This window comes from Paracoccus sp. T5 (assembly GCF_048538155.2).
Taxonomy (GTDB): domain Bacteria; phylum Pseudomonadota; class Alphaproteobacteria; order Rhodobacterales; family Rhodobacteraceae; genus Paracoccus.
Window position 1 is genome coordinate 2,949,431 of the sequence record NZ_CM135809.1, and the last position, 24,369, is coordinate 2,973,799.

Annotated in this window: 28 protein-coding genes and 1 pseudogene; 14 read left to right on the forward strand and 15 right to left on the reverse strand. The window is 68.8% G+C overall.

Annotation, left to right across the window (positions count from 1 at the left end; all coding sequences use genetic code 11):
* Positions 1-206: 206 nt before the first annotated feature.
* Positions 207-459: pseudogene (locus ACNR9W_RS14530) on the reverse strand (DUF4167 domain-containing protein); the annotation flags it as partial.
* 40 nt (positions 460-499) lie between these two features.
* Here ACNR9W_RS14530 and ACNR9W_RS14535 point away from each other — a divergent pair.
* Positions 500-658 carry a hypothetical protein gene (locus ACNR9W_RS14535; protein ID WP_419269997.1) on the forward strand — a complete coding sequence of 53 codons (159 nt, stop codon included), beginning with the start codon at positions 500-502 and terminating at the stop codon, positions 656-658.
* 65 nt (positions 659-723) lie between these two features.
* Here ACNR9W_RS14535 and prmC read toward each other — a convergent pair whose 3' ends face one another.
* The 3 genes from prmC to speB all read right to left on the reverse strand — a co-directional run bounded on the left by prmC (position 724) and on the right by speB (position 3,664).
* Entirely contained in the window at positions 724-1,551 is an 828-nt protein-coding gene (gene prmC / locus ACNR9W_RS14540; protein ID WP_419269995.1) for a peptide chain release factor N(5)-glutamine methyltransferase, read from the reverse strand.
* A complete protein-coding gene (prfA, locus tag ACNR9W_RS14545; protein WP_419269993.1) occupies positions 1,548-2,603 on the reverse strand; it encodes a peptide chain release factor 1 in 1,056 nt (351 codons plus the stop codon). The genes prmC and prfA overlap by 4 nt, the downstream gene beginning before the upstream one ends.
* Before the next feature lie 101 nt (positions 2,604-2,704).
* Positions 2,705-3,664 carry an agmatinase gene (gene speB / locus ACNR9W_RS14550; protein ID WP_419269991.1) on the reverse strand — a complete coding sequence of 320 codons (960 nt, stop codon included), beginning with the start codon at positions 3,662-3,664 and terminating at the stop codon, positions 2,705-2,707.
* Between the two features lie 256 nt (positions 3,665-3,920).
* Between speB and rpsF the strand changes: the two genes are divergently transcribed.
* From rpsF to bmt, 4 genes are all read left to right on the forward strand, one after another.
* Entirely contained in the window at positions 3,921-4,352 is a 432-nt protein-coding gene (gene rpsF, locus ACNR9W_RS14555; protein ID WP_111300002.1) for a 30S ribosomal protein S6, read from the forward strand.
* Positions 4,353-4,365: 13 nt separating this feature from the next.
* Positions 4,366-4,593 carry a 30S ribosomal protein S18 gene (gene rpsR, locus ACNR9W_RS14560; RefSeq protein WP_103173059.1) on the forward strand — a complete coding sequence of 76 codons (228 nt, stop codon included), beginning with the start codon at positions 4,366-4,368 and terminating at the stop codon, positions 4,591-4,593.
* Between the two features lie 13 nt (positions 4,594-4,606).
* Complete coding sequence (gene rplI / locus ACNR9W_RS14565; protein WP_111299904.1) at positions 4,607-5,191, forward strand: 50S ribosomal protein L9; 585 nt, start codon at positions 4,607-4,609, stop codon at positions 5,189-5,191.
* A 164-nt stretch (positions 5,192-5,355) separates the two neighbouring features.
* Positions 5,356-6,348: a betaine--homocysteine S-methyltransferase gene (bmt, locus tag ACNR9W_RS14570; protein WP_419269988.1), complete on the forward strand. Its 993-nt coding sequence runs from the start codon at positions 5,356-5,358 to the stop codon at positions 6,346-6,348.
* On the opposite strand, the gene ACNR9W_RS14575 is transcribed toward bmt, so the two are convergent.
* Positions 6,345-7,424, reverse strand: coding sequence for a PA0069 family radical SAM protein (locus ACNR9W_RS14575; protein ID WP_419269987.1), 1,080 nt, complete (start codon positions 7,422-7,424; stop codon positions 6,345-6,347). The two genes, bmt and ACNR9W_RS14575, sit on opposite strands and share 4 nt — an antisense overlap.
* A gap of 99 nt (positions 7,425-7,523) precedes the next feature.
* Between ACNR9W_RS14575 and yghU the strand changes: the two genes are divergently transcribed.
* Positions 7,524-8,387 (forward strand): glutathione-dependent disulfide-bond oxidoreductase, encoded by an 864-nt coding sequence (gene yghU, locus ACNR9W_RS14580; protein WP_419269985.1) that lies wholly within the window; start codon positions 7,524-7,526, stop codon positions 8,385-8,387.
* 127 nt (positions 8,388-8,514) lie between these two features.
* Here yghU and ilvC read toward each other — a convergent pair whose 3' ends face one another.
* Entirely contained in the window at positions 8,515-9,537 is a 1,023-nt protein-coding gene (gene ilvC, locus ACNR9W_RS14585) for a ketol-acid reductoisomerase (RefSeq protein WP_419269983.1), read from the reverse strand.
* Between the two features lie 127 nt (positions 9,538-9,664).
* Between ilvC and ACNR9W_RS14590 the strand changes: the two genes are divergently transcribed.
* Genes ACNR9W_RS14590 through ACNR9W_RS14600 form a run of 3 tightly spaced genes read left to right on the forward strand, consistent with a single transcriptional unit; the run spans position 9,665 to position 11,081 of the window.
* Positions 9,665-10,120, forward strand: a complete 456-nt coding sequence (locus ACNR9W_RS14590) for an Lrp/AsnC family transcriptional regulator (protein ID WP_419270197.1) — start codon at positions 9,665-9,667, stop codon at positions 10,118-10,120.
* A complete protein-coding gene (locus ACNR9W_RS14595; protein ID WP_419269981.1) occupies positions 10,117-10,575 on the forward strand; it encodes an Lrp/AsnC family transcriptional regulator in 459 nt (152 codons plus the stop codon). The genes ACNR9W_RS14590 and ACNR9W_RS14595 overlap by 4 nt, the downstream gene beginning before the upstream one ends.
* 56 nt (positions 10,576-10,631) lie before the next feature.
* Positions 10,632-11,081, forward strand: coding sequence for a DUF305 domain-containing protein (locus ACNR9W_RS14600; RefSeq protein ID WP_419269979.1), 450 nt, complete (start codon positions 10,632-10,634; stop codon positions 11,079-11,081).
* Positions 11,082-11,097: 16 nt separating this feature from the next.
* On the opposite strand, the gene ilvD is transcribed toward ACNR9W_RS14600, so the two are convergent.
* Positions 11,098-12,936 (reverse strand): dihydroxy-acid dehydratase, encoded by a 1,839-nt coding sequence (gene ilvD, locus ACNR9W_RS14605; protein WP_419269977.1) that lies wholly within the window; start codon positions 12,934-12,936, stop codon positions 11,098-11,100.
* Between the two features lie 260 nt (positions 12,937-13,196).
* Between ilvD and ACNR9W_RS14610 the strand changes: the two genes are divergently transcribed.
* On the forward strand, positions 13,197-13,370 hold the full coding sequence (locus tag ACNR9W_RS14610) for a hypothetical protein (protein ID WP_419269975.1): 174 nt from the start codon (positions 13,197-13,199) through the stop codon (positions 13,368-13,370).
* 39 nt (positions 13,371-13,409) lie between these two features.
* On the opposite strand, the gene ACNR9W_RS14615 is transcribed toward ACNR9W_RS14610, so the two are convergent.
* From ACNR9W_RS14615 to ACNR9W_RS14630, 4 genes are all read right to left on the reverse strand, one after another.
* The gene (locus ACNR9W_RS14615; RefSeq protein WP_111299916.1) at positions 13,410-14,009 is read right to left on the reverse strand and encodes an HNH endonuclease; all 600 of its coding nucleotides are present in this window, start codon (positions 14,007-14,009) and stop codon (positions 13,410-13,412) included.
* A 177-nt stretch (positions 14,010-14,186) separates the two neighbouring features.
* On the reverse strand, positions 14,187-14,843 hold the full coding sequence (locus ACNR9W_RS14620; RefSeq protein ID WP_419269974.1) for an alpha/beta hydrolase: 657 nt from the start codon (positions 14,841-14,843) through the stop codon (positions 14,187-14,189).
* Positions 14,840-15,475 (reverse strand): DNA-3-methyladenine glycosylase family protein, encoded by a 636-nt coding sequence (locus tag ACNR9W_RS14625; RefSeq protein ID WP_419269972.1) that lies wholly within the window; start codon positions 15,473-15,475, stop codon positions 14,840-14,842. The genes ACNR9W_RS14620 and ACNR9W_RS14625 overlap by 4 nt, the downstream gene beginning before the upstream one ends.
* The gene (locus ACNR9W_RS14630) at positions 15,468-16,091 is read right to left on the reverse strand and encodes a GntR family transcriptional regulator (protein WP_419269970.1); all 624 of its coding nucleotides are present in this window, start codon (positions 16,089-16,091) and stop codon (positions 15,468-15,470) included. Before ACNR9W_RS14630 ends, ACNR9W_RS14625 begins: the two co-directional genes overlap by 8 nt.
* A gap of 64 nt (positions 16,092-16,155) precedes the next feature.
* Between ACNR9W_RS14630 and ACNR9W_RS14635 the strand changes: the two genes are divergently transcribed.
* The 3 genes from ACNR9W_RS14635 to ACNR9W_RS14645 all read left to right on the forward strand — a co-directional run bounded on the left by ACNR9W_RS14635 (position 16,156) and on the right by ACNR9W_RS14645 (position 18,344).
* Positions 16,156-16,845, forward strand: coding sequence for a pyrimidine 5'-nucleotidase (locus ACNR9W_RS14635; protein WP_419269968.1), 690 nt, complete (start codon positions 16,156-16,158; stop codon positions 16,843-16,845).
* 40 nt (positions 16,846-16,885) lie between these two features.
* Positions 16,886-17,065: a hypothetical protein gene (locus ACNR9W_RS14640; protein WP_419269966.1), complete on the forward strand. Its 180-nt coding sequence runs from the start codon at positions 16,886-16,888 to the stop codon at positions 17,063-17,065.
* Between the two features lie 79 nt (positions 17,066-17,144).
* Positions 17,145-18,344: a UbiH/UbiF family hydroxylase gene (locus tag ACNR9W_RS14645; protein ID WP_419269964.1), complete on the forward strand. Its 1,200-nt coding sequence runs from the start codon at positions 17,145-17,147 to the stop codon at positions 18,342-18,344.
* Between the two features lie 90 nt (positions 18,345-18,434).
* Here the strand turns inward: ACNR9W_RS14645 and dapA are convergent, their stop codons facing one another.
* Positions 18,435-19,310, reverse strand: a complete 876-nt coding sequence (gene dapA, locus ACNR9W_RS14650) for a 4-hydroxy-tetrahydrodipicolinate synthase (protein WP_419269962.1) — start codon at positions 19,308-19,310, stop codon at positions 18,435-18,437.
* A 122-nt stretch (positions 19,311-19,432) separates the two neighbouring features.
* On the opposite strand from dapA, the gene ACNR9W_RS14655 reads away from it, so the two are divergent.
* Positions 19,433-21,496, forward strand: a complete 2,064-nt coding sequence (locus ACNR9W_RS14655; RefSeq protein WP_419269960.1) for a lytic transglycosylase domain-containing protein — start codon at positions 19,433-19,435, stop codon at positions 21,494-21,496.
* On the opposite strand, the gene ACNR9W_RS14660 is transcribed toward ACNR9W_RS14655, so the two are convergent.
* The 3 genes from ACNR9W_RS14660 to ACNR9W_RS14670 form a co-directional block, all read right to left on the reverse strand.
* On the reverse strand, positions 21,435-22,418 hold the full coding sequence (locus tag ACNR9W_RS14660) for a DMT family transporter (protein WP_419269958.1): 984 nt from the start codon (positions 22,416-22,418) through the stop codon (positions 21,435-21,437). The genes ACNR9W_RS14655 and ACNR9W_RS14660 overlap by 62 nt on opposite strands.
* 104 nt (positions 22,419-22,522) lie before the next feature.
* Positions 22,523-23,314, reverse strand: a complete 792-nt coding sequence (locus tag ACNR9W_RS14665) for an inositol monophosphatase family protein (protein WP_419269956.1) — start codon at positions 23,312-23,314, stop codon at positions 22,523-22,525.
* A 70-nt stretch (positions 23,315-23,384) separates the two neighbouring features.
* Positions 23,385-24,299: a LysR family transcriptional regulator gene (locus tag ACNR9W_RS14670; protein WP_419269954.1), complete on the reverse strand. Its 915-nt coding sequence runs from the start codon at positions 24,297-24,299 to the stop codon at positions 23,385-23,387.
* Positions 24,300-24,369: the final 70 nt, after the last annotated feature.

A 24,369-nucleotide genomic window follows, 5' to 3' on the forward strand; every position in this document is an offset into this window, starting at 1 on the left:
GCTGCGGTCCGATTGACTGCGGTCGTGCTGGCGATCCTGGTCGCGGCCGCCGGACTGTCCGCCCTGGTGATGGCCGTTCTGGTTGCCGCCGCCCTGGTGCCCGCCATGCTGGCTGCCACCGTTCTGGTTGCCCCCGTGCTGGTGCCCGCCGTTCTGCTGGCCCTGATCGTCGTCGCCGTGCTGCCGGTGACCCTGGCCCTGGCGCTCGTTCATCTCGCGCTGCGCCTCGCCCAGCATGCGGGTGTAATGCTCGGCATGCTGCAGAAAGCTCTGCTCGGCCACGCGATCGTTGGACAGCTGCGCGTCGCGCGCCAGCTGCAGGTATTTCTCGATGATCTGCTGGGGGGTGCCGCGCACCTTGCCCTCGGGCCCCGAGCTGTCGAAGACACGGTTGACGACGTTCCCCAGCGAGCGCTGACGGTTCGATTTGCTACGCGAGCGGGATTTGGATGATCTCATCAGTCTGTCTGTCATGTTTCTGAAATTCAGGGGTGCCAGAATGAACTGGACGGCGTTGTCGGACGGCTACGGGGGCGTGCAGGACCTCTCCGTTCAGCCCTGCCTCGCCCCGGTCACGACGCAACTCGCGCGCTTTGGAATCGGCAGTGTCAGGCTGACCCATGCGTCGGCAATGGGCCTGTCGCACGCGGCTGACTAACCATGCCAGCGCCTCCGAGACAAGCAAAAACTGCCCCAAATCCGCGTGATTGCGCTGCAAACCGCCTAGAGGGTCGCAAAATCGGCCAGCACGACCCGGTCGCGGCCGTCCAGATCCGGCAGCACGCGGGCGGACGCCCCCTGGGCCGTGAACATCGCCGCGACCGCCGCCCCCTGGGTCGGTCCGATCTCGACCAGGACCAGCCCCCGCGGCGACAGCATGGCGCGCGCGCCGGCGGCGATGATCCGATAGGCGCCAAGGCCGTCGGCCCCGTCGGTCAGGGCCTGGCGCGGCTCCCAGTTGCGGACATCGGGCGACAGGCCGGCCATCTCGGCCAAGGCGATATAGGGCGGGTTCGACACGATCAGGTCGAAGGGGCCGGTCAGCCCCTCGTACCAGTCGGCGCGGCGAAAGCGGGCATCCACGCCGATCTTGCGGGCGTTGAAGCGCGCCACCTCCAGCGCCGCCTCCGAGATGTCGGTGCCGATCCCCCGCGTTCCCGGCCGCGCCGCCAGAAGCGAGATCAGGATGGCCCCCGTCCCGGTGCCCAGGTCCAGGACCGAGTTCCAGGGCCGGGCCAGCGCGGCCTCGACCAGGGCCTCGGTTTCGGGGCGCGGGTCCAGCGTGTCGCGGGTGACCTTGAAGCGATGCGCCCAGAAGTCGCGAAAGCCCACGATCTGCGCGACCGGCTGGTGCAGGGCGCGGGCCGCGATGCCGCGGTTGAAGCGGGCGGCCTCGTCGGGCGAAAGCGCGCGGTCGTCGGTGATGCGCAGCTGGCCCGGCTCGATCTCCAGCACCGCGGCCAGGATGCGGTCGGCATCGCGCGCGGCGCCCTCGATCCCCGCGGCGCGCAAGAGGGCCGTACCCTCGGCCTGGGCCAGCGACAGCCTCATTCGGCCTCGGCCAGGCGTGCGGCCTGGTCATGCGCCGTCAGCGCATCGATGATCTCGGTCAGGTCGCCGGCCATGATGCGGTCCAGCGCATAGAGCGTCAGGTTGATGCGGTGATCGGTCATGCGGCCCTGCGGAAAGTTGTAGGTGCGGATGCGTTCGGACCGGTCGCCGCTGCCGACCTGGCTGCGCCGGTCGGCGGCGCGTTCGGCATCGGCGCGCTGGCGCTCCATGTCGTAGAGCCGCGCGCGCAGCACCGCCATGGCGTTGGCGCGGTTCTGGTGCTGGGATTTCTCGCTGCTGGTGACGACGATGCCGGTGGGCAGGTGGGTGATGCGTACGGCCGAATCGGTGGTGTTCACATGCTGGCCGCCGGCGCCCGAGGCGCGCATCGTGTCGATGCGGATGTCGCCTGCGGGAATGTCGATCTGGGCGTCCTCGGCCGCCTCGGGCAGGACCGCGACGGTGGCGGCGCTGGTGTGGATGCGCCCGCCGGATTCGGTTTCCGGCACGCGCTGCACGCGATGGACGCCGGATTCGTATTTCAGCCGGGCAAAGACCCCCTCGCCCTCGATCCGGGCAACGGCTTCCTTGACGCCGCCCAGCTCGGTCTGGGTCAGCTCCAGCATCTGGAAGCTCCAGCCCTGGCCTTCCGCGTGGCGGCGGTACATCGACAGCAGGTCGCCCGCGAAGAGCGCGGCTTCGTCGCCGCCGGTGCCGGGGCGGATCTCCAGGATGGCGGGGCGTGCATCGGCGGCATCCTTGGGCAGGAGCGCGATGCGCAGGTCCTGCTCCAGCGCGGGCAGCGTGTCGTTCAGGCGGCGCAGCTCGTCCTGGGCCAGGTCGCGCATCTCGGGATCGTCCAGCATGGCCCGAGCCTCGGCGATGCCGTCCCGGGCTGCGCGCCAGCGGGCGACCTGCTCGACCACGGGCTTCAGCTCGGCATATTCGCGGCTGATCTTGGCGATCTGGTCGGGCGCGGCGCCTGCGTTCAGCTGCGCCTCGAGAAACTCGAAGCGTTGCGTGATCTGGGCAAGGCGATCCTGGGGCAACATGCCTTGCACTTAGCGCCCCCCCGGGGCTGCGGCAAGCGGCTGCGGCAGGGGCGCCGCAGGGGGGCGAGGGCAGGACGACCCCCGCCGTCGCGGGACGCAACTCATCGCCGGTTCCAGCCGTAGAGCGCGATCAGCTCCATCGCGACATGCGCCCCCGCGATGGCCGTGGCCCCGGTCGTGTCATAGGGGGGCGAAACCTCGACCACGTCGCCGCCGATCAGGTCGATGCCGGCCAGCCCGCGCAGCAGCGCCGCCGCCTGCCAGTTGGCCAGCCCGCCCCAGACCGGCGTTCCCGTGCCGGGCGCGAAGGCCGGGTCCAGCGCGTCGATGTCGAAGGTGACATAGCAGGGGCGGTCCCCCACCACCGCCCGGATGCGCGCCAGCGTGGCCTCGACCCCGTCCCGGTGGACCCCGGCCGCGTCCAGGATCGTGACCCCCATCGTGTCGGGATTGTCAGTGCGGATGCCCACGCTGACGCTGGCCGACGGGTCCACCAGCCCCTGCCGGATCGCCTTGTAGAGGAAGGTGCCGTGGTCGATCCGGTCCATGTCGTCATCGGCCCAGGTGTCGGAATGGGCATCGAACTGGATCAGCGCCACCGGCCCCCGCCGCGCCGCCGCCGCCCGCAGGATCGGCAGGGTGATGAAGTGATCGCCCCCCAGGGTGATCGGCGCCGCGCCCGCGTCCAGGATGGCGCCCAGATGCGCCTCGATCCGGGCGGGCACGCCGCGGGTGTCGGCATAGTCGAAGGCCATGTCGCCGTGATCCACCACGTTCAGCAGCGACAGCGGATCATAGCCCCAGCCATAGGGCGCGTCGAAGGCCTGCAGGGTCGATGCCTCGCGGATCGCGCGCGGCCCGAAGCGGGTGCCCGGCCGGTGCGTCACCGCCTGGTCGAAGCAGATGCCCGTGACCGCCACGTCCACGCCCGCCAGATCCTTGGTATAGCGCCGCCGCAGGAAGCTGGTGGCCCCGCCAAAGGCGTTCTCATAGGACAGGCCGCGCAGTTCGCTGCGGGTGAAGGCCTGGTCCACCTGGTTCTTCGCGTCTTCCAGCGCCATCGTCCGTCCGCCCCCGCCCCTGATTGCAGGGCGCAGCCTGCCCCGCGGCCGCTGCAACCGCAAGGGCCGGCGCGGCCGTCCGTCCACCTTCCCGACGCGCCGCCCGGGCCGCCCACGAATCACCTTGCGTCCGCAGCATTTGCTGATATGAAGCCGCATCCTTCCGCCTGCTTTCCTGAACCGGCGCAGCCTCTCGTGACGGGTGCGGAAGGGACGACCCGTCGATGAAATGCGCACCAACACCGAAAGGATCGCCATGCCTCTGTATGAGCATGTGCTGATCGCCCGCCAGGACCTGTCGAACACGCAGGCCGAAGGGCTGATCGAACACTTCTCGACCGTTCTCGCCGATAACGGCGGCAAGGTCGTCGAGCACGAATACTGGGGTGTCCGCACCCTGGCCTACAAGATCAACAAGAACCGCAAGGGCCACTATGCCTTCCTGCGCACCGACGCCCCTTCGGACGCCGTGCTGGAAATGGAACGCCTGGCCCGCCTGCATGATGACGTGATGCGCGTGATGACCATCCGCGTGGACGAGCATCAGGAAGGCCCCTCGGTCCAGATGCAGAAGCGCGAAGAGCGCGGCGAGCGTGGCGACCGCGGCGACCGTCCCCGGGGCGATCGTCCGGACCGTGGCGATCGCGGCGACCGTGGTGATCGCGGCGAACGCCGCGAGCGGAACTGAGAGGATCTGAGACATGGCGAACAAACCGTTCTTCCGCCGCCGCAAGGTCTGCCCGTTCTCGGGCGAGAATGCCCCGGCGATCGACTACAAGGACACGCGTCTGCTGCAGCGCTACATCAGCGAGCGCGGCAAGATCGTGCCGTCGCGCATCACCGCAGTCTCGGCCAAGAAGCAGCGTGAGCTGGCCCGCGCCATCAAGCGCGCCCGCTTCCTCGCCCTGCTGCCCTATGTCGTGAAGTAAGGAGACCTGAAAGATGCAAGTCATCCTGCTGGAACGCGTGGCCAAGCTTGGCCAGATGGGCGAAGTCGTCAACGTCAAGCAAGGCTATGCCCGCAACTACCTCTTGCCGCAGGGCAAGGCGCTGCGCGCATCGGAGGCCAACATCAAGGCTTTTGAAGGCCAGAAGGCCCAGCTTGAGGTCCGCAACGCCGAATCCAAGGCCGAAGCCCAAAGCTTTGCCGAGAAACTGGACGGGCAGACCTTTGTGGTCATCCGTTCGGCCTCTGATTCGGGCGCGCTTTACGGCTCGGTCACGACCCGTGACGCCGCCGAGGCCGCAACCGAGGCCGGGTTCACCGTCGACCGCAAGCAGGTCACCCTGCGCGCGCCGATCAAGGACCTGGGCCTGCACGACGTCACCGTCGTGCTGCACCCGGAAGTCGAGGCGACGATCACCCTGAACGTCGCGCGTTCGGCCGAAGAAGCCGAGCTGCAGGCCCAGGGCAAGTCGATCCGCGACCTGGCCGACGAGGCTGATGCAGAGGCCGAGTTCGAGATCGCCGAGCTGTTCGACGACATCGGCGGTGCCGACGACGGCGAAAGCGACGACCGCAACTGATCTGCCAAAATTGTGCAGATGATTTTGACCGCGCCGGGAAACCGGCGCGGTTTTTCGTTCGTTCATGGGGAAATTGTTTCCCCCGGACGGCGCGAACTGGCATGGACCTGATGATTGGAACCCCCGACGCGGGCCCCGTGGCCCCGCGAGGCAAGGATATGACGATGACGGACGCGCTCAGTCGGATGCTCCAGACGCGGCCCCATGTGCTGGCCGACGGCGCGACGGGGACGACGCTGCTGAACATGGGCCTGGACGCGGCCACCCCGGCCGAGCTGTGGAACGCCACCCATCCCACCCGCATCGCCCAGCTGCACCGGGGCGCCGTCGAGGCCGGCTCGGACCTGTTCCTGACCAACAGCTTTGGCGCCAATGCCAGCCGGTTGCGCCTGCATGGCCTGCAGGGCCGAGTGGCCGAACTGAACCGCTTGGCCGCCGAGATCGGCCGCGACGAGGCCGACCGCGCCGGCCGCCCCGTGGTCGTCGCCGGCAGCATGGGCCCCATCGGCGAGATCATGGCCCCGATGGGCAGCCTGACCCATGCCCGCGCGGTCGAGATGTTCCACGAACAGGCCGAGGCGCTGCGCGAGGGCGGCGCCGACATCCTGTGGGTCGAGACGCTGTCTTCGCTGGAGGAGCTGAAGGCCGCGGCCGAGGCGGCGCGGCTGGCCGGCATGGCCTGGTGCGGGTCGCTGTCCTTCGACACGGTCGGCCGGACGATCATGGGCGTGACGCCGGGCCAGCTGTCGGCTGCGGTGGAGCGGCTGCCGAACCCGCCCGTGGCCTATGGTGCCAATTGCGGCGTCGGCGCGTCCGACCTGCTGCGCACGGTGACGGGCTTTGTCGCGTCCGGGAACGAGCGCCCGATCATCGCCAAGGGCAATGCCGGGGTCCCGCATCTGCAGGACGGCCATATCCATTACGACGGCACGCCCGAGCTGATGGCGGATTACGCCTGCCTGGCGCGCGACCTGGGCGTGCGGGTGATCGGCGGCTGCTGCGGCACCCTGCCCGATCATCTGCGTGCCATGCGCGACGCGCTGGAGGCGCGTCCGGTCGGCCCGCGCCCCAGCCTGGACCAGATCACCGCCCGGCTTGGCGCCTTCAGCAGCGCCGGCGACGGCGATGGGGGCCTGACGATCGGGCGGCGCCACTAGAACAGCGACAGCTGGTCCCCGGCCCTTGGCGGCGGGCCAAAGCGGCTGCAATCGAGGGGCGGGCTGCCGGTGCGGTAGCCCAGGCGCCTGCGGGCAAGGCGGAACCGCTGAAGGGCCAGCTGCGCCTCGACCCCCTCGCCCCGGAACCGGTGCCCGAAGCGGGGGTCGTTGTCGCGTCCGCCGCGCATCGCCTGCACGCGGTTCATCACATGCGCGGCCATGCCGGGCCGGTGGCGGTCCAGCCAGTCCCGGAACAGCGGAGCGACCTCGTGCGGCAGGCGTAGGGGGATCATGCTGGCCGTGGTCGCGCCGGCTTCGCGGGCAGCGGTCAGGATCGTCTCGATCTCGGGCTCGGTCAGGACAGGGATGACCGGGGCAACCATCACGCGGACCGGCACACCCGCCCGGGACAGATCGCGGATCATCCGCAGGCGCGTGGCGGGCGCGGGCGCCCGCGGCTCCAGCGCGCGGGCCAGGTCCGCATCCAGCGTGGTGACGCTGATCCCGACGGCCGCCTGGTCGCGGGCCGCCAGTTCCGCCCACAGGTCCAGGTCGCGCAGCACCGTCTGGCCGCGCGTGACCAGCGTCACCGGGTGGTTCCAGTCGCGCAGCACCCGCAGGATGCCCGGCATGATCGCCAGCCTGGCCTCGATCGGCTGATAGGGATCGGTATTCGTTCCCAGCGCGATCGGCGCGGGCCGATAGCTGGGCCGTGCCAGTTCGCGGGCCAGCATCTCGGCCGCGTCTGGCTTGGCGGTGATCTTGGTCTCGAAATCCAGGCCGGGTGACAGGCCCAGAAAGGCATGGCTGGGCCGGGCATAGCAGTAGATGCACCCATGCTCGCACCCCCGATAGGGATTGATCGAGCGGTCAAAGCCGATATCGGGCGAGGTGTTGCGGGTGATGATGCTGCGCGGGCGCTCGGTCGTGACCTCGGTCCGCAGCAGGGCCTGATCCTCGGGGATGTCCCAGTCGTCGGATTCGCGGATGCGGGTTTCGCGGTCGAACCGCCCGGCGGGCCGGGTGTCGGCGCCGCGGGCCTTCAGGCGCTGGTCGGGATCACGGGGCGGAAGCATGGGCCGATTATAGAACATATACAGAACATCGCAAGCGCCCGGTTGATGTCGGGCCGCTGCGCCCACATCTTTGGCCCGACGCAATCACAGGATATCCCGATGAGCGACGACTATACCCCGCCCAAGGTCTGGACCCCCGGCAAGGAGAACGGCGGCCAGTTCGCCAGCATCAACAAGCCCACCGCAGGGGCGCAATACGACCGCGACCTGCCCCTGGGCCAGCATCCGCTGCAGCTTTATTCGCTGGCCACGCCCAACGGGCAGAAGGTAACGATCCTGCTGGAGGAGTTGCTGGAGGCGGGCCATGCGGCCGACTACGACGCCTGGCTGATCAAGATCGGCGATGGCGACCAGTTCGGCAGCGGTTTCGTCGGCGCGAATCCCAACAGCAAGATCCCGGCGCTGATGGACCATTCCGTCACCCCGCCGCAGCGGGTCTTTGAATCGGGCTCGATCCTGCTGTACCTGGCGGAAAAATACGGCGCCTTCCTGCCCACCGACCCGGCGGCGCGGACCGAGACGCTGAACTGGCTGTTCTGGCAGATGGGCGCGGGCCCCTATCTGGGCGGCGGCTTCGGGCATTTCTACGCCTATGCGCCCACCAAGATCGAATATGCGATCGACCGCTTTACCATGGAGGTCAAGCGTCAGCTGGACCTGCTGGACAAGCGCCTGGCCGAGACGCGCTTTGTCGCGGGCGAGGAATACACCATCGCCGACATGGCGATCTGGCCGTGGTACGGGCGGCTGATCACCGGCGGCGCCTATGGCGATGCGGCGACCTTCCTGGATGCGGACAGCTATCGCAACCTGCACCGCTGGCAGGCCGAGATCGCGGCGCGCCCGGCGGTCCAGCGCGGGATCATGGTCAACAACGTGTCCGGCGATCCGTCCAAGCAGCTTCACGAACGTCACGATGCGTCCGATTTTCAGACGCGCACCCAGGACAAGCTGGAGGCATGAGGAAGGGGGGCCTTGCCCCCCGACCTGAAGATTACCTGAGGGTATTTGAACAACAGAGAAGGGTTTCTTCGTTGCCCAAATACCCCGCGGGGGTCCGGGGGTGTGAAACCCCCGGCCTTGCGCCGGATCAGTTGCGGGCGCGGTCGACCATCTTGCCCTTGGAGATCCAGGGCATCATCTCGCGCAGCTTGGCGCCCACCTGCTCGATCTGGTGTTCGTCATTGGCGCGGCGCGAGGCCTTCAGCGTCGGCTGGCCGACAGCATTCTCCAGCATGAAGTCGCGGACGAACTTGCCCTGCTGGATGTCCTGCAGCACCGCCTTCATGCGGGCCTTGGTCTCCTCGTAGGGCAGGATGCGCGGGCCGGTGACGTACTGACCGTATTCGGCCGTGTTCGAGATCGAGTAGTCCATGTTGGCGATGCCGCCCTCATAGATCAGGTCGACGATCAGCTTCACCTCGTGCAGGCATTCGAAATAGGCCATCTCGGGGGCATAGCCCGCCTCGACCAGCGTCTCGAAGCCGCAGCGGATCAGCTCGACCAGGCCGCCGCACAGGACCGCCTGTTCGCCGAACAGGTCGGTCTCGCATTCCTCGCGGAAATTGGTCTCGATGATGCCCGAGCGCCCGCCGCCGATGGCCGAGCAATAGGACAGGCCGATATCCATCGCCTTGCCCGAGGCGTCCTGGTGCACCGCCACCAGGCAGGGCACGCCGCCGCCCTTGGTGTATTCGCCGCGCACCGTGTGGCCGGGGCCCTTGGGCGCCATCATGATGACGTCGACGCCGGGCTTGGGCTGGATCAGGCCGAAATGCACGTTCAGGCCATGCGCAAAGGCGATCGCCGCGCCCTCACGCAGGTTGTCATGGACGTATTTCTTGTAGGTTTCGGCCTGCAGCTCGTCGGGCATGGTGAACATGATGACGTCGCACCAGGCGGCGGCCTCGGCAATGCCCATGACCTTCAGGCCCTCGCCTTCGGCCTTCTTGGCCGAGGGGCTGCCCTCGCGCAGGGCGACGACGACGTTCTTGGCGCCGCTGTCGCGCAGGTTCAGCGCATGGGCATGGCCCTGGCTGCCATAGCCCAGGATCGCGACCTTGGCTTCCTTGATCAGGTTCACGTCGCAGTCGCGGTCATAGTAAACGCGCATCGGGGTATCCTTTCATTCTGCTGCTGACGTTCTAGCCCCAAAACAGTGATGGCGGGCGGCAATCAGCGCGATGCTGCGGCATCTTGTAAAATGATCATGCCGTGATATGGCCGTTTTCATGATTTTCATGCCCGACAGCACCGATCGCCGCATCCTGCGCCAGCTTCTGGCCGATCCCGGCGCCGCCAATTCGGCCTTGGCCGAACGTGCGGGCGTGACGCCGGCCAGCCTCTGGCGGCGGATGGAGCGGATGCGCGAGGAGGGCGTGCTGCGCGGGGTGCAGGCACGCATCGACTGGCGCGCCATGGGCTGGGCGGTCGAGGTGTCCCTGCGCTTCACGCTGGACAAGACCAACCCGCGCGCCTTTGACGAATTCCTGGCCGCCCTGCGGCAGGTGCCCGAGGTGATCGAGATCCAGTCCTTTCTGGGCAGCGTCGATTGGCGCGCCTCGGTCATCGCGCGGGACATGGCGCATTGGCAGCAGGTCTATCGCGATCGCATCCTGACCCTGCCCCATGTCGCCGAACTGGACGCGCTGATGCTGGTCGCCACCATCAAGGACAGCGGGGAGTTGCCGCTGTGACCGACCTGGACGCGACCGACCTGGCGATCCTGCGCCTGCTGGCCGATGACGCGACCCGCAGCGCCGCCGACCTGGGCCGGACGGTGGGGATCGGACAGCCTGCCGCCTGGCGGCGCGTCAAGCGCCTGACCGACCAGGGGGTGATCGCCGGGCGGCGCGTGGTGCTGGACCCCGCCGCCCTGGGCTTTGGCGTCACGGTCTTCCTGGGCATCAAGCTGGCCGCCAAGGGCCGCACGGGCCTTGAGGATTTCGAACGCGCCGTGACAGCCATCCCCGAGGTGCAGCTGGTCCAGCACGTGCTGGGCCAGTTCGACTACCGCCTGCGGATCACCGCCCGCGACATCAGCGATTTCGAGCGCATCCTGCGCCGCCGCATCATGACCCTGCCCGGCGTGGGTCAGGTCGAGGCGAATGTCATGCTGTCCGAGGAACGCCGCCCCGGCCCCTTAGGCTGAGGGAACATCGGCGTCCTTCTGCCGTTGGGTCGGGAACCCGGATGAAAGGCCGCGCCATGTCCTATGCACGCTTCCTGGCAACCATTGCCGCCTCGACCCTCGTGATGTTCGCGATGATGTATCTGAACACCTGGGACCTGTCGCATGTCTGGTTCAGCCAGACCCGCGCCTGGATGGCGCTTTACATGGGCGGAGGCATGGCCGTCGTCATGCTGGTGGCGATGTGGGGCATGTTCCCCGACCGGGCGCGCAATGTCGCGGTGTTGGCGGGGGCGGTGGTCGTCTTTGGCCTGGGGGTCGCGATGGTGCGCAGCCAGGCGACGGTCGACCAGGTGTCATGGATGAAGGCGATGATCCCCCATCATTCGATCGCCATCCTGACCAGCACGCGGGCCGAGATCACCGATCCCCGGGTCCGCGACCTTGCCGATGCCATCATCAAGACGCAGCGCCGCGAGATCGCGGAGATGGAGGCGCTGATCGAGGAGTTGGAGGGCGCCGACTGACCGGCGCCCCGCCCTCTTATTCCGGGATGACCCGCACCGCGCCGCGGGCGGCGCTGGTCGTCATCGCCGCATAGGCGCGCAGCGCGGTCGAGACCTTGCGCTGGCGCGGCTTGGCGGGCTTCCAGCCCTCCGCCTCGCGGGCGGCACGGCGGGCCGCCAGAGTGGCGTCGTCCACGACCAGTTCGATCCGGCGGTTGGGGATGTCGATGCGGATCGTGTCGCCCTGCTCGACCAGACCGATGGTGCCGCCTTCGGCCGCCTCGGGCGAGACATGGCCGATCGACAGGCCCGAGGACCCGCCCGAGAAACGCCCGTCGGTCACCAGCGCGCAGGCCTTCCCCAGGCCCTTGGATTTCAGGTAGCTGGTCGGATACAGCATCTCCTGCATCCCCGGCCCTCCGCGCGGCCCTTCATAGCGGATCAGCACGACCTCTCCGGGCTTGACCTTGCCGGTCAGGATGGCGCTGACGCTGTCGTCCTGGCTTTCGAAGATATGCGCCGGGCCTTCGAAGGTCAGGATCGATTCGTCCACGCCCGCGGTCTTCACGATGCAGCCGTCCTCGGCCAGGTTTCCGTACAGCACCGCCAAACCGCCGTCCTGGCTGAAGGCATGTTCGGGTGCGCGGATCACGCCCTTTTCGCGGTCCAGGTCCAGGTCGTCATAGCGGCGGTCCTGTGAAAACGCGACCTGGGTCGGCACGCCGCCGGGGGCCGCGCGGAAGAAGTCGTGGACGCTGGCCGCATCGGTGCGCGACACGTCCCACCTGTCCAGCGCCTGCGCCAGCGTGCCGGAATGGACGCTGCCCACGGAGGTGTCCAACAGGCCCGCGCGGTCCAGCTGGCCCAGGATGGCCATGATGCCGCCGGCGCGGTGGACGTCCTCCATGTGCACGTCGTCCTTGGCGGGCGCGACCTTGCACAGGACCGGCACCTTGCGCGACAGGCGGTCGATGTCGGACATGGTGAAGTCGATCCCGGCCTCATGCGCGGCGGCCAGCAGGTGCAGGACGGTGTTGGTCGAACCGCCCATCGCGATGTCCAGCGTCATCGCGTTCTCGAAGGCGGCAAAGCTGGCGACGTTGCGCGGCAGCACGCTGGCATCCTCGCCCTCGTAATAGCGCTTGGCCAGGTCCACGACCAGGTGGCCCGCCTCGACGAACAGGCGCTTGCGGTCGGCATGGGTGGCCAGGGTCGATCCGTTGCCGGGCAGCGACAGGCCCAGGGCCTCGGTCAGGCAGTTCATCGAATTGGCCGTGAACATGCCGGAACATGACCCGCAGGTCGGGCAGGCCGCCTGCTCGATCGACTGCAGATCGGCTTCCGAGACCGAATCATCGGCCGCGGCCACCATGGCATCGACCAGGTCCAGCGCCTTGATGCGGCCGTCCTGCAGCACGACCTTGCCCGCCTCCATCGGCCCGCCGGACACGAAGACGGTGGGGATGTTCAGCCGCAGCGAGGCCATCAGCATGCCCGGCGTGATCTTGTCGCAGTTGCTGATGCAGACCATCGCGTCGGCGCAATGGGCGTTGACCATGTATTCGACGCTGTCGGCGATGACCTCGCGCGAGGGCAGCGAATAAAGCATCCCGTCATGGCCCATCGCGATGCCGTCATCCACCGCGATGGTGTTGAATTCCTTGGCGATGCCACCGGCCGCCTCGACCTCGCGGGCGACCAGCTGGCCCAGGTCCTTCAGGTGGACATGGCCCGGCACGAACTGGGTGAAGCTGTTGACGATGGCGATGATGGGCTTGCCGAAGTCGCTGTCCTTCACCCCGGTCGCACGCCACAGGCCACGCGCGCCTGCCATGTTGCGGCCATGGGTGGTGGTGCGGGAACGATAGGCGGGCATGGCTGATCTCCTTTGGCTGGATCAGCATTTAACACTCCTGCCAGCGGAAGGAAATTACCGCTGGAGGGGATGAGCCGTGGTTTTCTGTCGGAAATGCGCAGAGCTGCCATGCATGGACGGCATCCGGACCCCTCTGCGGGCGCTGCGACAAAACCGCCCGAACCGCCTGAAAGGCTGCGGAAACCGGCCGGCATTTTCACGATGTCCTTTCCAACCTTCCCCTGCATCCTCATATTGAGGAGCAGGAGAGGAGCGTTCCCATGCCGTTGACCCATTTCCTGATGCTGATCACGCTTGTCATTCTGGGCGCCGCCCTGACGCTGTGGGTCGGGTTTTCCGCCGGCATCCCGCCCGTCGCGATCCTGCTGGTCGCCCTCAGCGCGGCGCTGCTGCTGCATCTGGGCCATCGCGAGGGGCAGGACCCTGAAAGCTGACCGGTGACGGATAACCGCGACATCTGACCGGGCCGCGGCTCAGCTTTCCAATTCGGCGTCCCAGTAGAGGAAATCCATCCAGCTGTCATGCAGGTGATTCGGCGGAAAGCGCCGACCGATCGCGTGCATCTCGTCGGACGACGGCTGGCGGGGCGGCTTGCGCAGGTGCATCCCGGAATGGCGCAGGCTGCGGTTGGCCTTTTTCAGGTTGCAGGGCGAACAGGCGGCGACCACGTTTTCCCAGCTGGTTACCCCGCCGCGCGACCGCGGCACCACATGGTCAAAGGTCAGATCGCCCTTGGCACCGCAATACTGGCAGGCGAATTCGTCCCTCAGAAAAAGATTGAAGCGCGTGAATGCCACGCGCTTCTGGGGTCTCACATAATCCTTGAGGACGACGACCGAGGGGATCCGGAAGGCCTGTCGCTGACTTCGGACCACCTCGTCATATTCGGCCAGGATGCTGACCCGGTCCAGGAAGACCGCCTTGATCGCCTCCTGCCAGGGCCAGAGCGACAGGGGGTAATAGCTGAGCGGGCGGAAATCGGCGTTCAGAACCAGCGCCGGGTGATGACGCAGGCTGGCCGGCTCGCGCACGAACTGGGTCCGGAATTCCGTCTGGTGTTGCTCGTCCAGCATATCGCCTTCCCGCCTGCCCCGTGGGGTGACCGGGGCGCCCGTCAGATCCATAACCCGACTATATATCGCGTCGGGCATCTGGCAAGTCCCCGCATCTATCCGGGGCAAACCAGGACATAACGGGCGGCGGTGACAGCAGCATGACAGGGGCCCGCCGGAGGGCGGAAGGCAGCCGGTTCAGGCGCCCAGCTGCTCGCGCAGGAAAGCCAGCGCCACCGACAGCCCGTCCGGAGAGATGCCGTGCCCGGTTCCCTTCATCACATGGCCATAGACGGTAAAGCCCGCCGCCTGCAGCGCTTGGCCCGCCAGGCCCATCTCCTCGAAGGGGACCATCTGGTCGTCGTCGCCATGCACCAGCAGGACCGGGGGCTTGACCCGCGCCTCGGCGGCCAGGGTCTCGGGCTCCAGCAGGCGGCCGGAAAAGCCCACGATGCCGGCCACGGCCTTGGCCCGGCGCGGGGCCACGTGCAACGCCATCATCGTCCCCTGGGAAAAGCCGACAAGCACCATCCGCTCCGCCGTCAGCCCCTCATCCGCCAGCACCTTGTCCAGGAAGCTGTCCAGAGCCGTGATCGACTGCCCCATGCTGGAGCGCGCGTCGGCCTCGGACGAGCCATCCAGCCAGGGGATCGGAAACCACTGAAAGCCCATGGGATTGTTGCGGCAGGGTTCCGGCGCGTCGGGCGCATAAAAGGCCGTGTCCGGCAGATGGGCGGCCAGCGGATCGGCCAGGCCCAGAAGGTCGGTCCCGTCGGCGCCATAGCCGTGCAGGAAGACGACGACCGAACCGGCCTTGGCGGGGCCCTTGCGGGCGGATGTCAGCGGTGCGGTCATGTGGTTCCCTCGCGTCCCTTGGCCAGCCGGTAATAGGCCCAGAGCCCGCGCGCCGCAACCGCGCGCCAGGGCTGCCAGGGTTCGGCCAGCGCGCGCAGCGCCTTGGGGCCGGGCCGTTCGGGCAGGTCGTACATCACCCGCGCCGCCTCCTGCAGCGCCAGGTCGCCGGCCGCGAAGACGTCGGCGCGGCCCAAGGCGAATTTCAGATAGATCTCGGCCGTCCAGACGCCGATGCCGGGCAACGCCACCAGCTGCGCGATGGCCTGGTCGTCGGGCAGATCCCGCAACCCCTCCCAGTCCAGCCGGGCCTCGGCGATGCCGCGCAGATAGCGCGCCTTGGGACGCGACAGGCCCACCGCCCGCAGCGTGTCATCGTCGGCCGCCCGCAGCGCCGCCTGGTCGGTCAGGCCCGCAGCCTCCAGCCGCGTCCAGATCGAGGCCGCCGCCGCGACCGAGATCTGCTGGCCCACGATCGCGCTGGCCATGGCGGCAAAGCCGTCCGGGCGCCGACGCAGCGGCAGGGGCCCCAGCTGCGGCAGGACCCGCGCCCAGACCGGGCAGACGGCCGCCAGATGGGCGCAGCCCTCGGCGATGTCATCCTCGGTCAGGATCAGGCGCGGGACCTCAGCCACCGGCCTTTGCCTCCAGCTTCAGCCGTGTCTCCCAGGCCATGGAGATATGCTGCCGCAGCGCCCGGTCCGCCGCCGCCCCGTCTCCCGCCGCGATCGCATCCACGATCCGCGCATGTTCCGCCAAGGCCGTCTCGCTGCGCCCTTCGGCCGCCAGCGACGTGCGCGCCATCAGCGCCATCGTGCGATGCACCAGGTCCAGCTGCTGGACCAGGTAGCGGTTGTGCGAGGCCAGGTGGATCTGCCGGTGGAACCGCTTGTTGGTCCGCGCCAGGATCTCGGGATCGCCCTTGGCCTGGCGGTCCTCCTCGACCATCTGGGCCAGGACGCGGACCTCCTCGGGGGTCGCGTGGCGCGCGGCCAGCCGACCGGCCAGCGCCTCCAGCTCGGCCCGGACGGTGTAAAGCTCGGCCAGCTGGTTGTGATCCAGAGAGGCGACGATCAGGCTGCGCCCGTCGCGCACCAGCATGGCCTGCGTCTCCAGCCGCTGCAGCGCCTCGCGCACGGGCGTGCGGCTGACGCCGAAGCGCTCGGCCAGTTCGGATTCGACCAGCCGGTCGCCGGGGCGATAGGTGCCGCCCTCGATGGCGGCCAGGATCAGGGAATAGGCGTCCTTCATGGCCGCACGATTGGACGGCCCGCGCCGAATTGCAAGCGCGCCCGGCCCAAGCTATGCCAAGGACATGGATTTTTCGCATGTACGCGTCTGGATCTTCGATCTGGACAACACGCTCTACCCGCCCGAGGCGCAGCTGTTCGCGCAGATCGAGACGCGGATGACGCAATGGATGATGCGCGCCCTGGGCGTGCCGCAGGATGACGCCAACCGGCTGCGCGCCGAATATTGGCGGCTGCACGGGACGACGCTGGCCGGGCTGATGGCCGAACATGCCGTGGATCCCGCCGCCTACCTGGCCGACGTGCATGACATCGACTTCTCGGTCCTGGACCCGGCGCCGGATCTGGCACAGGCGATTGCCGCCCTGCCCGGCCGCCGGATCATCCACACCAATGGCGATGCCCGCTATGCCCGCAAGGTGCTGGCCGGGCGCGGATTGCATGGAGAGGAGCTGTTCGAGGCGGTCTATGGCATCGAGGAGACCGGCTTTCACCCCAAGCCCGCCCGCGAAGCCTTTGACCGCGTCCTGGCCCAGGCCCGGATCGACCCGCGCGAGGCTGCCTTCTTCGAGGACGATCCCCGCAACCTGCTGGTCCCGCATCAGCTGGGCATGCGCACGGTCCTGGTCGGCCAGGGCCGCCACGGACCCGACAGCCTGGCCGATGATGCCGATCACGGGGTCCATGTGCAGCACCGCACCGACGATCTGGCTGCGTTCCTGCGTCGCATTGCGCCGACCGCCGCGGCCAATTAGGCCGGCACGCGAACGCGCGCCACCCAAGGGGATCCGACCCATGAACCAGATCGCGAAATCGCGCCATTTTTTCCATGTCATCGTTCTGGCCGTGGCCGCCGTGCTGGCGGCGGCCGTGCTGCTGGTCACCAATCTCGGCCTGCCCGTGCTGGGGCTGCTGGGGCTGGCGCTGACCGTCGTCGTCTTCACCATCATGCTGGCCTTCACCGCCGGAAACTGACCGGCTGCGACAGCACCGCCCCTTCCCTCCGGCGCCGCCGGGGGGCAGGATGGAAGGCCAAGGACCAAGGGGCTGTTCCATGACCGGCACGACGATCGACGACATCGATATCCTGATCTCGGGCGGGGGGATCGCCGGGCTGATCGCCGCGGCGGCCTTCGGGGCCGAAGGATTTTCGGTTCTTTGCGTCGATCCCGCCCCGCCCGTCACCGACGAAGGCAAGGACGGCGCCGACCTGCGCTCGACCGCCTTCCTGACGCCCTCGGTCACGCTCTTGGAGCGCATCGGCCTGTGGGAGCCCTTGGCCCCGCATGCCACGGCCCTGCAGGTGATGCGCATCGTCGATGCCGGCGGGGCCGAGCCGCAGCCCAGGCTGGTGCGCGACTTCGACGCGGCCGAGATCGGCACCCAGCCCTTTGGCTGGAACCTGCCCAACTGGCTTTTGCGCCGGGAGATCGCGGCCCGGCTGGACAACCTCCAGACCGTCCGCTTCCGCCCCGGCACGGGCACGGCCACGGTCGTGGCCCGCGACGAAGGCGCCGTGGTCAGCCTGACCGATGGCAGCCGGGTGCGCGCGCGGCTGCTGATCGGCGCCGACGGCCGCAATTCGCCGGTGCGGCAGGCGCTCGGCATCGGGGTGCGCACGCTGCGCTACGGGCAAAAGGCGCTGGCCTTCGCCGTCACCCATGACCAGCCCCACCACAATGTCTCGACCGAGGTGCACCGCTCCGGCGGCCCCTTCACGCTGGTGCCGCTGCCCGACCGGGGCGGCACGCCCTCCTCGGCGGTGGTCTGGATGGAAAGCGGCTGCGAGACCGCGCGGCTCAAGGACCTGCCCCGCGCGGCCTTCGAGGCCGAATTGAACGCTCGCTCCGCCGGGGTGCTGGGCCATTTGACGCAGGCGACGCGGCTGACGGAATGGCCGATCATCAGCCAGATTGCCGACCGCTTCACCGGCCCCCGCACCGCCCTGATCGCCGAGGCCGCGCATGTCGTGCCGCCGATCGGGGCGCAGGGCCTGAATATGAGCCTGGCCGACCTGGGTGCGCTTCTGGATCTCAGCCGTGCCGATCCCGGCAGCGCCGCATCGCTGGCGCGCTATGACCGCAGCCGCCGCCCCGAGGCCTATGGGCGGCTTCTGGGGATCGACGCGCTGAACCGCGCCAGCCAAGCCCAGGCGCGCCCACTGCGCGACCTGCGTGCGGCGGCCCTGGGCGGGCTTTATGGCATCGCCCCGATGCGGCGGCTGATGATGCGGGCGGGCCTGGGACTGCGCTGACGCATCTTCGTTGCGCAAACACCCCGCCGGGGGAATCACGGCGCGCGATGGGGGCAGCGCCCCCATCTCACCCCTCTCTACCGGATCGGCTCAGATCAGCCCGGCATGTTCCAGCGCCGCGTCGATCAGGCGGCGCGTCGGCTCGGTCAGGGGCGTCAGCGGCAGGCGGACGCTGTCATTGCACATGCCAAGGCGCGACATCGCGTATTTTGCGCCGACCAATCCCGGCTCCACGAAGATCGCCAGGTGCAGCGGCATCAGCCGGTCCTGGAACTCCAGCGCTGCGGCATAGTCACCGCGCAGCGTCGCCTCCTGGAACTGCGCGCACAGGCGGGGCGCCACATTGGCCGTCACGCTGATGCAGCCGACGCCGCCATGGGCGTTGAAGCCAAGCGCCGTCGCGTCCTCTCCGGACAGCTGGACGAAATCGGGGCCGCAGGTCAGGCGCTGGCAACTCACGCGCTCCAGCTTGCCGGTCGCGTCCTTGACCCCGATGATCGAGGGGATCCTTGCCAGCACGCCCATCGTCTCGGGCGTCATGTCGATCACCGAACGGCCGGGAATGTTGTAGATGATGATCGGCAGGTCGCAGGCGTCGGTCAGCGCCGTGTAATGCGCGATCAGCCCGGCCTGGGTCGGCTTGTTGTAATAGGGCGTCACCACCAGGCCCGCATCCGCGCCGACGCTGGCGGCATGCTGCAGCAGGCCGATTCCCTCGCGGGTGGAATTCGACCCCGCACCCGCAATCACCGGAATGCGCCCGTCGACAGCCTTGACGACTTCTTCGATGACCAGCCGATGCTCGTCATGGGTCAGGGTGGGGCTTTCGCCGGTGGTGCCGACCGGGACCAGGCCGTGGCTGCCCTCTTCCACATGCCATTCGACCAGTTTCTTCAGCGTGTCCAGATCCAGCTCGCCGTCCTGGGTGAACGGCGTGACGAGGGCTGGCAGGGACCCTTTGAACATGACACGCTCCTTGGTGGTCTGGGTGGTCTGGAAGGATTTCTGCGGCCTCACTATCGCCGGCTGCGGAACTTGCCAAGGTTGTGTATTGCGTCGAAGGGATTTGATCGTGACACAGGGTGGTGATGCGACTTCTGCGTGACATGCTCTGTGCGGGGCTGGTGCTGGCCCTTCCCCTTGCCCTGCCGGCGCGGGCCGAGGAGCCGGGCGCGATGGCCTTGGCGCTGGCGGCGGCCGACGTGTCGGACTGGGTGACCGCCCGCGACGCGGCGCGGCGCGCGGGCCCCCTGGCCGAGGCGATGGTCGGCTGGCAGTCGCTGCGCGCGGGCCATGGCGAGTTTGCCGACTATGCGAACTTCCTGCGCGAAAATCCCGACTGGCCGGGCCTTGACCTGCTGGTCCAGCGGGGCGATGCCAAGCTGCGCGCCGACGCGCGGCCCGACGACCTCCGGCTGTGGTTCCGCGACCGCCTGCCGGCCACGCGCATCGCGATGGGGGCGTTGGCCGCCGCCCTGCCCGAGACCGAGGCCAAGGTCCTGCGCGAAAGTTTCTTCATCAGCCGCCCCATGCCTGCCAGCGACGAGGCCGCGCTGCTGGAGGCCCATCCCGCGCTGCAGGACCTGATCCCGGCGCGCGCCGCGGCGCTGCTGGACGCGCGGGAATGGGCCGGGGCGGAACGCCTGCTGGACCGCCTGCCCGAGGATCAGCGCCCGCTGGCGCGTGCCCGGATCACGCTCCAGTCCGGGCGCGAGGGGGTGGACGACCTGATCCTGGCCCTGCCGCCCGACCAGCGCGCCGATCCGGGCCTGACCATGGACCGCTTTCTGTGGCGCGTGGGGGCCAAGCAGCACGAGGGCGCCCAGGCCCTGATGCTGGAGGCCTCGACCAGTGCCGAGGCGCTGCGCGATCCGTCCGCGTGGGCGCCGATGCGGGTCGATTATGCGCGGCTGGCCATGCGCAACGGCGACTGGCCGCGCGCGCTGCGGCTGGCGCGGTCCCATTTCCTGCCGCCCGAGGATCGCCATTACGCCGATCTGGAATGGCTGGCGGGGTTTGCGGCGCAGAAGACCGACGATCCTGCCGGCGCGCTGGAGCATTTCCTGCACCTGGAAACCGTCGTCGGCGCCGCCATCAGCAAGGCCCGCGCCTTTTACTGGCAGGGCCGCGCCCACGAGGCGCTTGGCAATGCCCGCGCCGCCCGCACCGCCTATGAGGCCGCAGCCGGATTTCCCGGTGTCTATTACGGGCAGCTGGCGATGGAGAAGGTCGACGCCCCGATGCCCGCGGATTACGCGGTCCCTGGCGCCGCGCTGGACACGCTGCCCGACTGGCGCGGCAGCGGATTGCGCGACAACGGGCTGTTCCGGGCCGGGCTGTGGCTGATCTCGTCGGGCCGGCGGGACGAGGCGCAGCGGTTCTTCCTGCAGCTGGCCCGTACCGCCGCCCCCGAGGACATCGCCCGCATGGCCCGCGTCATGTACGAGGTAGGCGCGCCCTGGCACGGGCTGCGGCTGGCCAAGCAGTCGGCCAACCAGGGCGTGATCTGGCCGGCCGCGCATTTCCCCCTGACCGGGCTGGAGACCGAGGATCTGGGTCCCCCGCCCGAACTGGTCATGGCCATTGCGCGGCAGGAATCCGAGTTCAACCATGCCGCCGCCAGTCCCGTCGGCGCACGCGGCCTGATGCAGGTCATGCCCGCCACGGCCGAACAGACGGCGCGCCAGCTGCGCCTGCCCTATGACGAGGCGCGCCTGTCGCGCGACGCGGCCTATAACGCCCGGATCGGGGCGGCCTATCTGTCGGGACTGTCGGACCGGTTCGGTCCATCCGTTGCGCTGATCGCCTCGGGCTACAATGCCGGGCCGGGGCGGCCGGCGCGCTGGCTGGGGGATTTCGGCGACCTGCGCCGCGACGCGGACCCGGTCGAATGGGTCGAGCTGATCCCCTTTGACGAGACCCGAAACTATGTCATGCGCGTGGCCGAGGCGTTGCCCGTCTATCGCGCGCGCATCCACGGCAAGCCCGCGCCCGTGGTCACCCGGTGGGACCTGTCCGGGGGCGGTCAGGTGCCGCCGCCGCCCGCGCGCCTGACCCTGGCGCTGTCGGCCCGGCCGAACCCCAAGCCCTTCATCGGGCCCCGCCTGCCGGAGGGTTGGCCAAGGATTTCCGCCTCTGTCGCAGCAGAGTGAAGATGCCCGCGCCCACGACGATCGCGCCGCCGATCACGACATTGGCGCGCAGCGTCTCGTTGAACAGCCAGACGCCGATGAAGCTGACCCAGACCAGCTGCGTATAGGCGAAGGGCTGCAGGGCCGAGGCCTCGGCCATCTCGTAGCTGCGGATCATCAGGTAATGCGAGGACATGCCGCAGACGCAGAGGCAGCCCATCCAGATCCAGTCCATCGGCGCCAGCCATTGCCAGTCCCAGATGCCCACCAGCGTGATCGCCACGGCGCCTGAAATCCCCGTCCAGAAAAAGCTGACCATCGCCGGATCGTCGCGCGACACGTGCCGCGTCAGCAGGCCATAAAGCGCAAACAGCAGCGCCGCGGCGAAGGGCAGCAGCGCGGTGGTGCTGACGACCCCGCCGCCGGGGTTCAGGATCACCAGGATGCCGGAAAAGCCCACGCCGATCGCCGTCCAGCGCCGCCAGCCGACCTTTTCCCCCAAAAGCGGACCGCTGAGCGCGGCCACCATCAGCGGATAGACGGAAAAGACCGCATGCGTCTCGATCAGGCCCAGGCGCACGAAGGCCTCGACCATCAGCATCACCTCCAGCGCCAGGATGGCGCCGCGGGCGATCTGGGTCAGGGGGCGCTTGGTGCGGATGGCGCGCTTGAGGCCGCCGGGCTGGCGCGACACCAACACGACCGCAAAGGCCGCAAAGACCCAATAGCGCAGCATGACAATCAGCGAGGCCGGGTACTGGCCGCCCAGCACCCGGGAAAAGGCGTCCTGGAAGGCGAAGATCAGGCTGACCGCGCACATCAGGAAGATCGCAAGCCCCGTGCGGTCGCGCCCGGGCCCCTTGGTCACCGGCGGCAGGGGCGGCGGCGCGGATGCCGTGGCGGCAGAGGCGGCATAGGGCGGGTGGGACTGATCGTCAGGCATGGGCACGCTTTCAGGGTCAAGGCCCTGTTGCGCCCCGCCCGAGGCGAGGTCAAGCGATGGCAGGGTTGCACGTCGCGCAATCCCGCCACCGTGTCACCGGTGCGTCAGTCGCGGTTGCGGATGATCTTGGCGAAGGGGTCCAGCAGGGTCGGGTTGGCCGCGATGATGCGTCCCGATTCCAGCGGGCTGTCATCGGGGCGGATGCCCTCGACGAAGCCGCCGGCCTCGCGCACCATCAGGATGCCCGCGGCGACGTCCCAGGGCTTGTTGCCGCGCTCCCAGTAGCCGTCGAAGCGGCCGGCCGCGACATAGGCCAGGTCCAGCGCCGCGGCACCAAAGCGGCGCACGCCCGCGCAGACCGGCATCAACTGCGCCAGGTCCTGCAGCGCGGCGGGCAGCGGCCCGCGACCGGCGAAGGGAATGCCCGTCGCAAAGACCGAATCGGCCAGCCGCGTGCGGCCCGAGACGCGCAGGCGCTGGTCGTTCATGAAGGCGCCGCCGCCCTTTTCGGCCACGAACAGCTCGTCCTTGGCGGCGTCGAAGATCACCGCGGCGACGATGTCGCCCTTGTGCTCCAGCGCGATGCTGACGGCCCAGTGCGGCAGGCCGTGGAGGAAGTTCGTGGTCCCGTCCAGCGGGTCGACGATCCAGCGGCGGGTCGGATCGTCACCGGCGTCCTCGCCGGTCTCCTCGCCTAGCCAGCCATAGCTGGGACGGGCGTTCATCAGTTCTTCCTTGATGACCCGCTCGGCCTCGCGGTCGGCGCGTGTCACGAAATCGCCGGCGCCCTTGACGCTGACCTGAAGGTTCTCGACCTCGCGGAAATCCTTGACTAGGCCGCGCCCGGCCTTGCGGGCGGCCTTGATCATCACGTTCAGATTGGCGCTTGCCATCACATGCTCCGGGAATTGGGGTTGGGCGGGTCATAGGGCAGACGCGCCGGAAAGCCAAGCGTCAGGCCGCAGGTCAGCTTGGGGCGCCGCGCAGCATCCGCAGGGGTTCGGTGCGCGACAGCCGCAGCACATGCGCCATGTAGGGTTGCGACAGGTCGCCCGTGCGCACCGCCGCATACAGACGCCGCCGGATGCCCTGCGCCCCCAGGGGCAGCAGGACCAGTTCGGGGTTGGCGGCCTCGCGGCGCAGCACCCAGTCCGGCATGACCGCCACCCCCCGGCCGGAGGCGACCAGCATCAGCGCCACGGCGGTCAGCTCGACCGTGCGCTGCCGAGCGGGTTCGATCCCGGCAGGGGTCAGGAACTGGCTGAAGACGTCCAGGCGCGCGCGGTCCATCGGATAGGTGATCAGCGTCTCGGCGGCCAGGTCGGCGGGGTCGGCATGGCCCTTGCCCACCAGCGGATGCCCGGCGGGCACGACCATCGTGGGCGCATAGTCGAACAGCGGCTGGAAGGTCACGCCTGCCAGATCCTCGGGGTCGGACGAGATCACCAGGTCGACCTCCTCGCGCACCAGCGCGGGCAGCGCGCCAAAGGCCAGCCGCTGGCGGATGTCCACGTCCACGTCGGGCCAGGCGCGGCGGAAGATGTCCAGGACCGGCAGCAGCCAGTCAAAACAGGCGTGGCATTCCATCGCGATGTGCAGGCGGCCGATGCGGCCGGCCTCGACGCCCTTGAACTCGGCCTCGGTCGCGGCGACCAGGGGCAGGACCTGTTCGGCCAGGCGCAGCAGGCGCATGCCGGCCGCAGACAGGCGCATCGGCTTGGCGCGGCGGACGAACAGCTCGACGCCCGCCTGCTCCTCCAGCGCCTTGACCTGGTGGGACAGCGCGCTTTGGGTGATGTTCAGAACCTCGGCCGCGCGGGCCAGGCCGCCCTGCGCATGGATGGCGTGGACGGTCCGCAGATGGCGCAGTTCCAGGTTCATGATGAGCCGGCCTCACATTGATCTTGAAGATTATGAATTTGTCTCACGCAGAGGGGCGTGGCACAAGTGG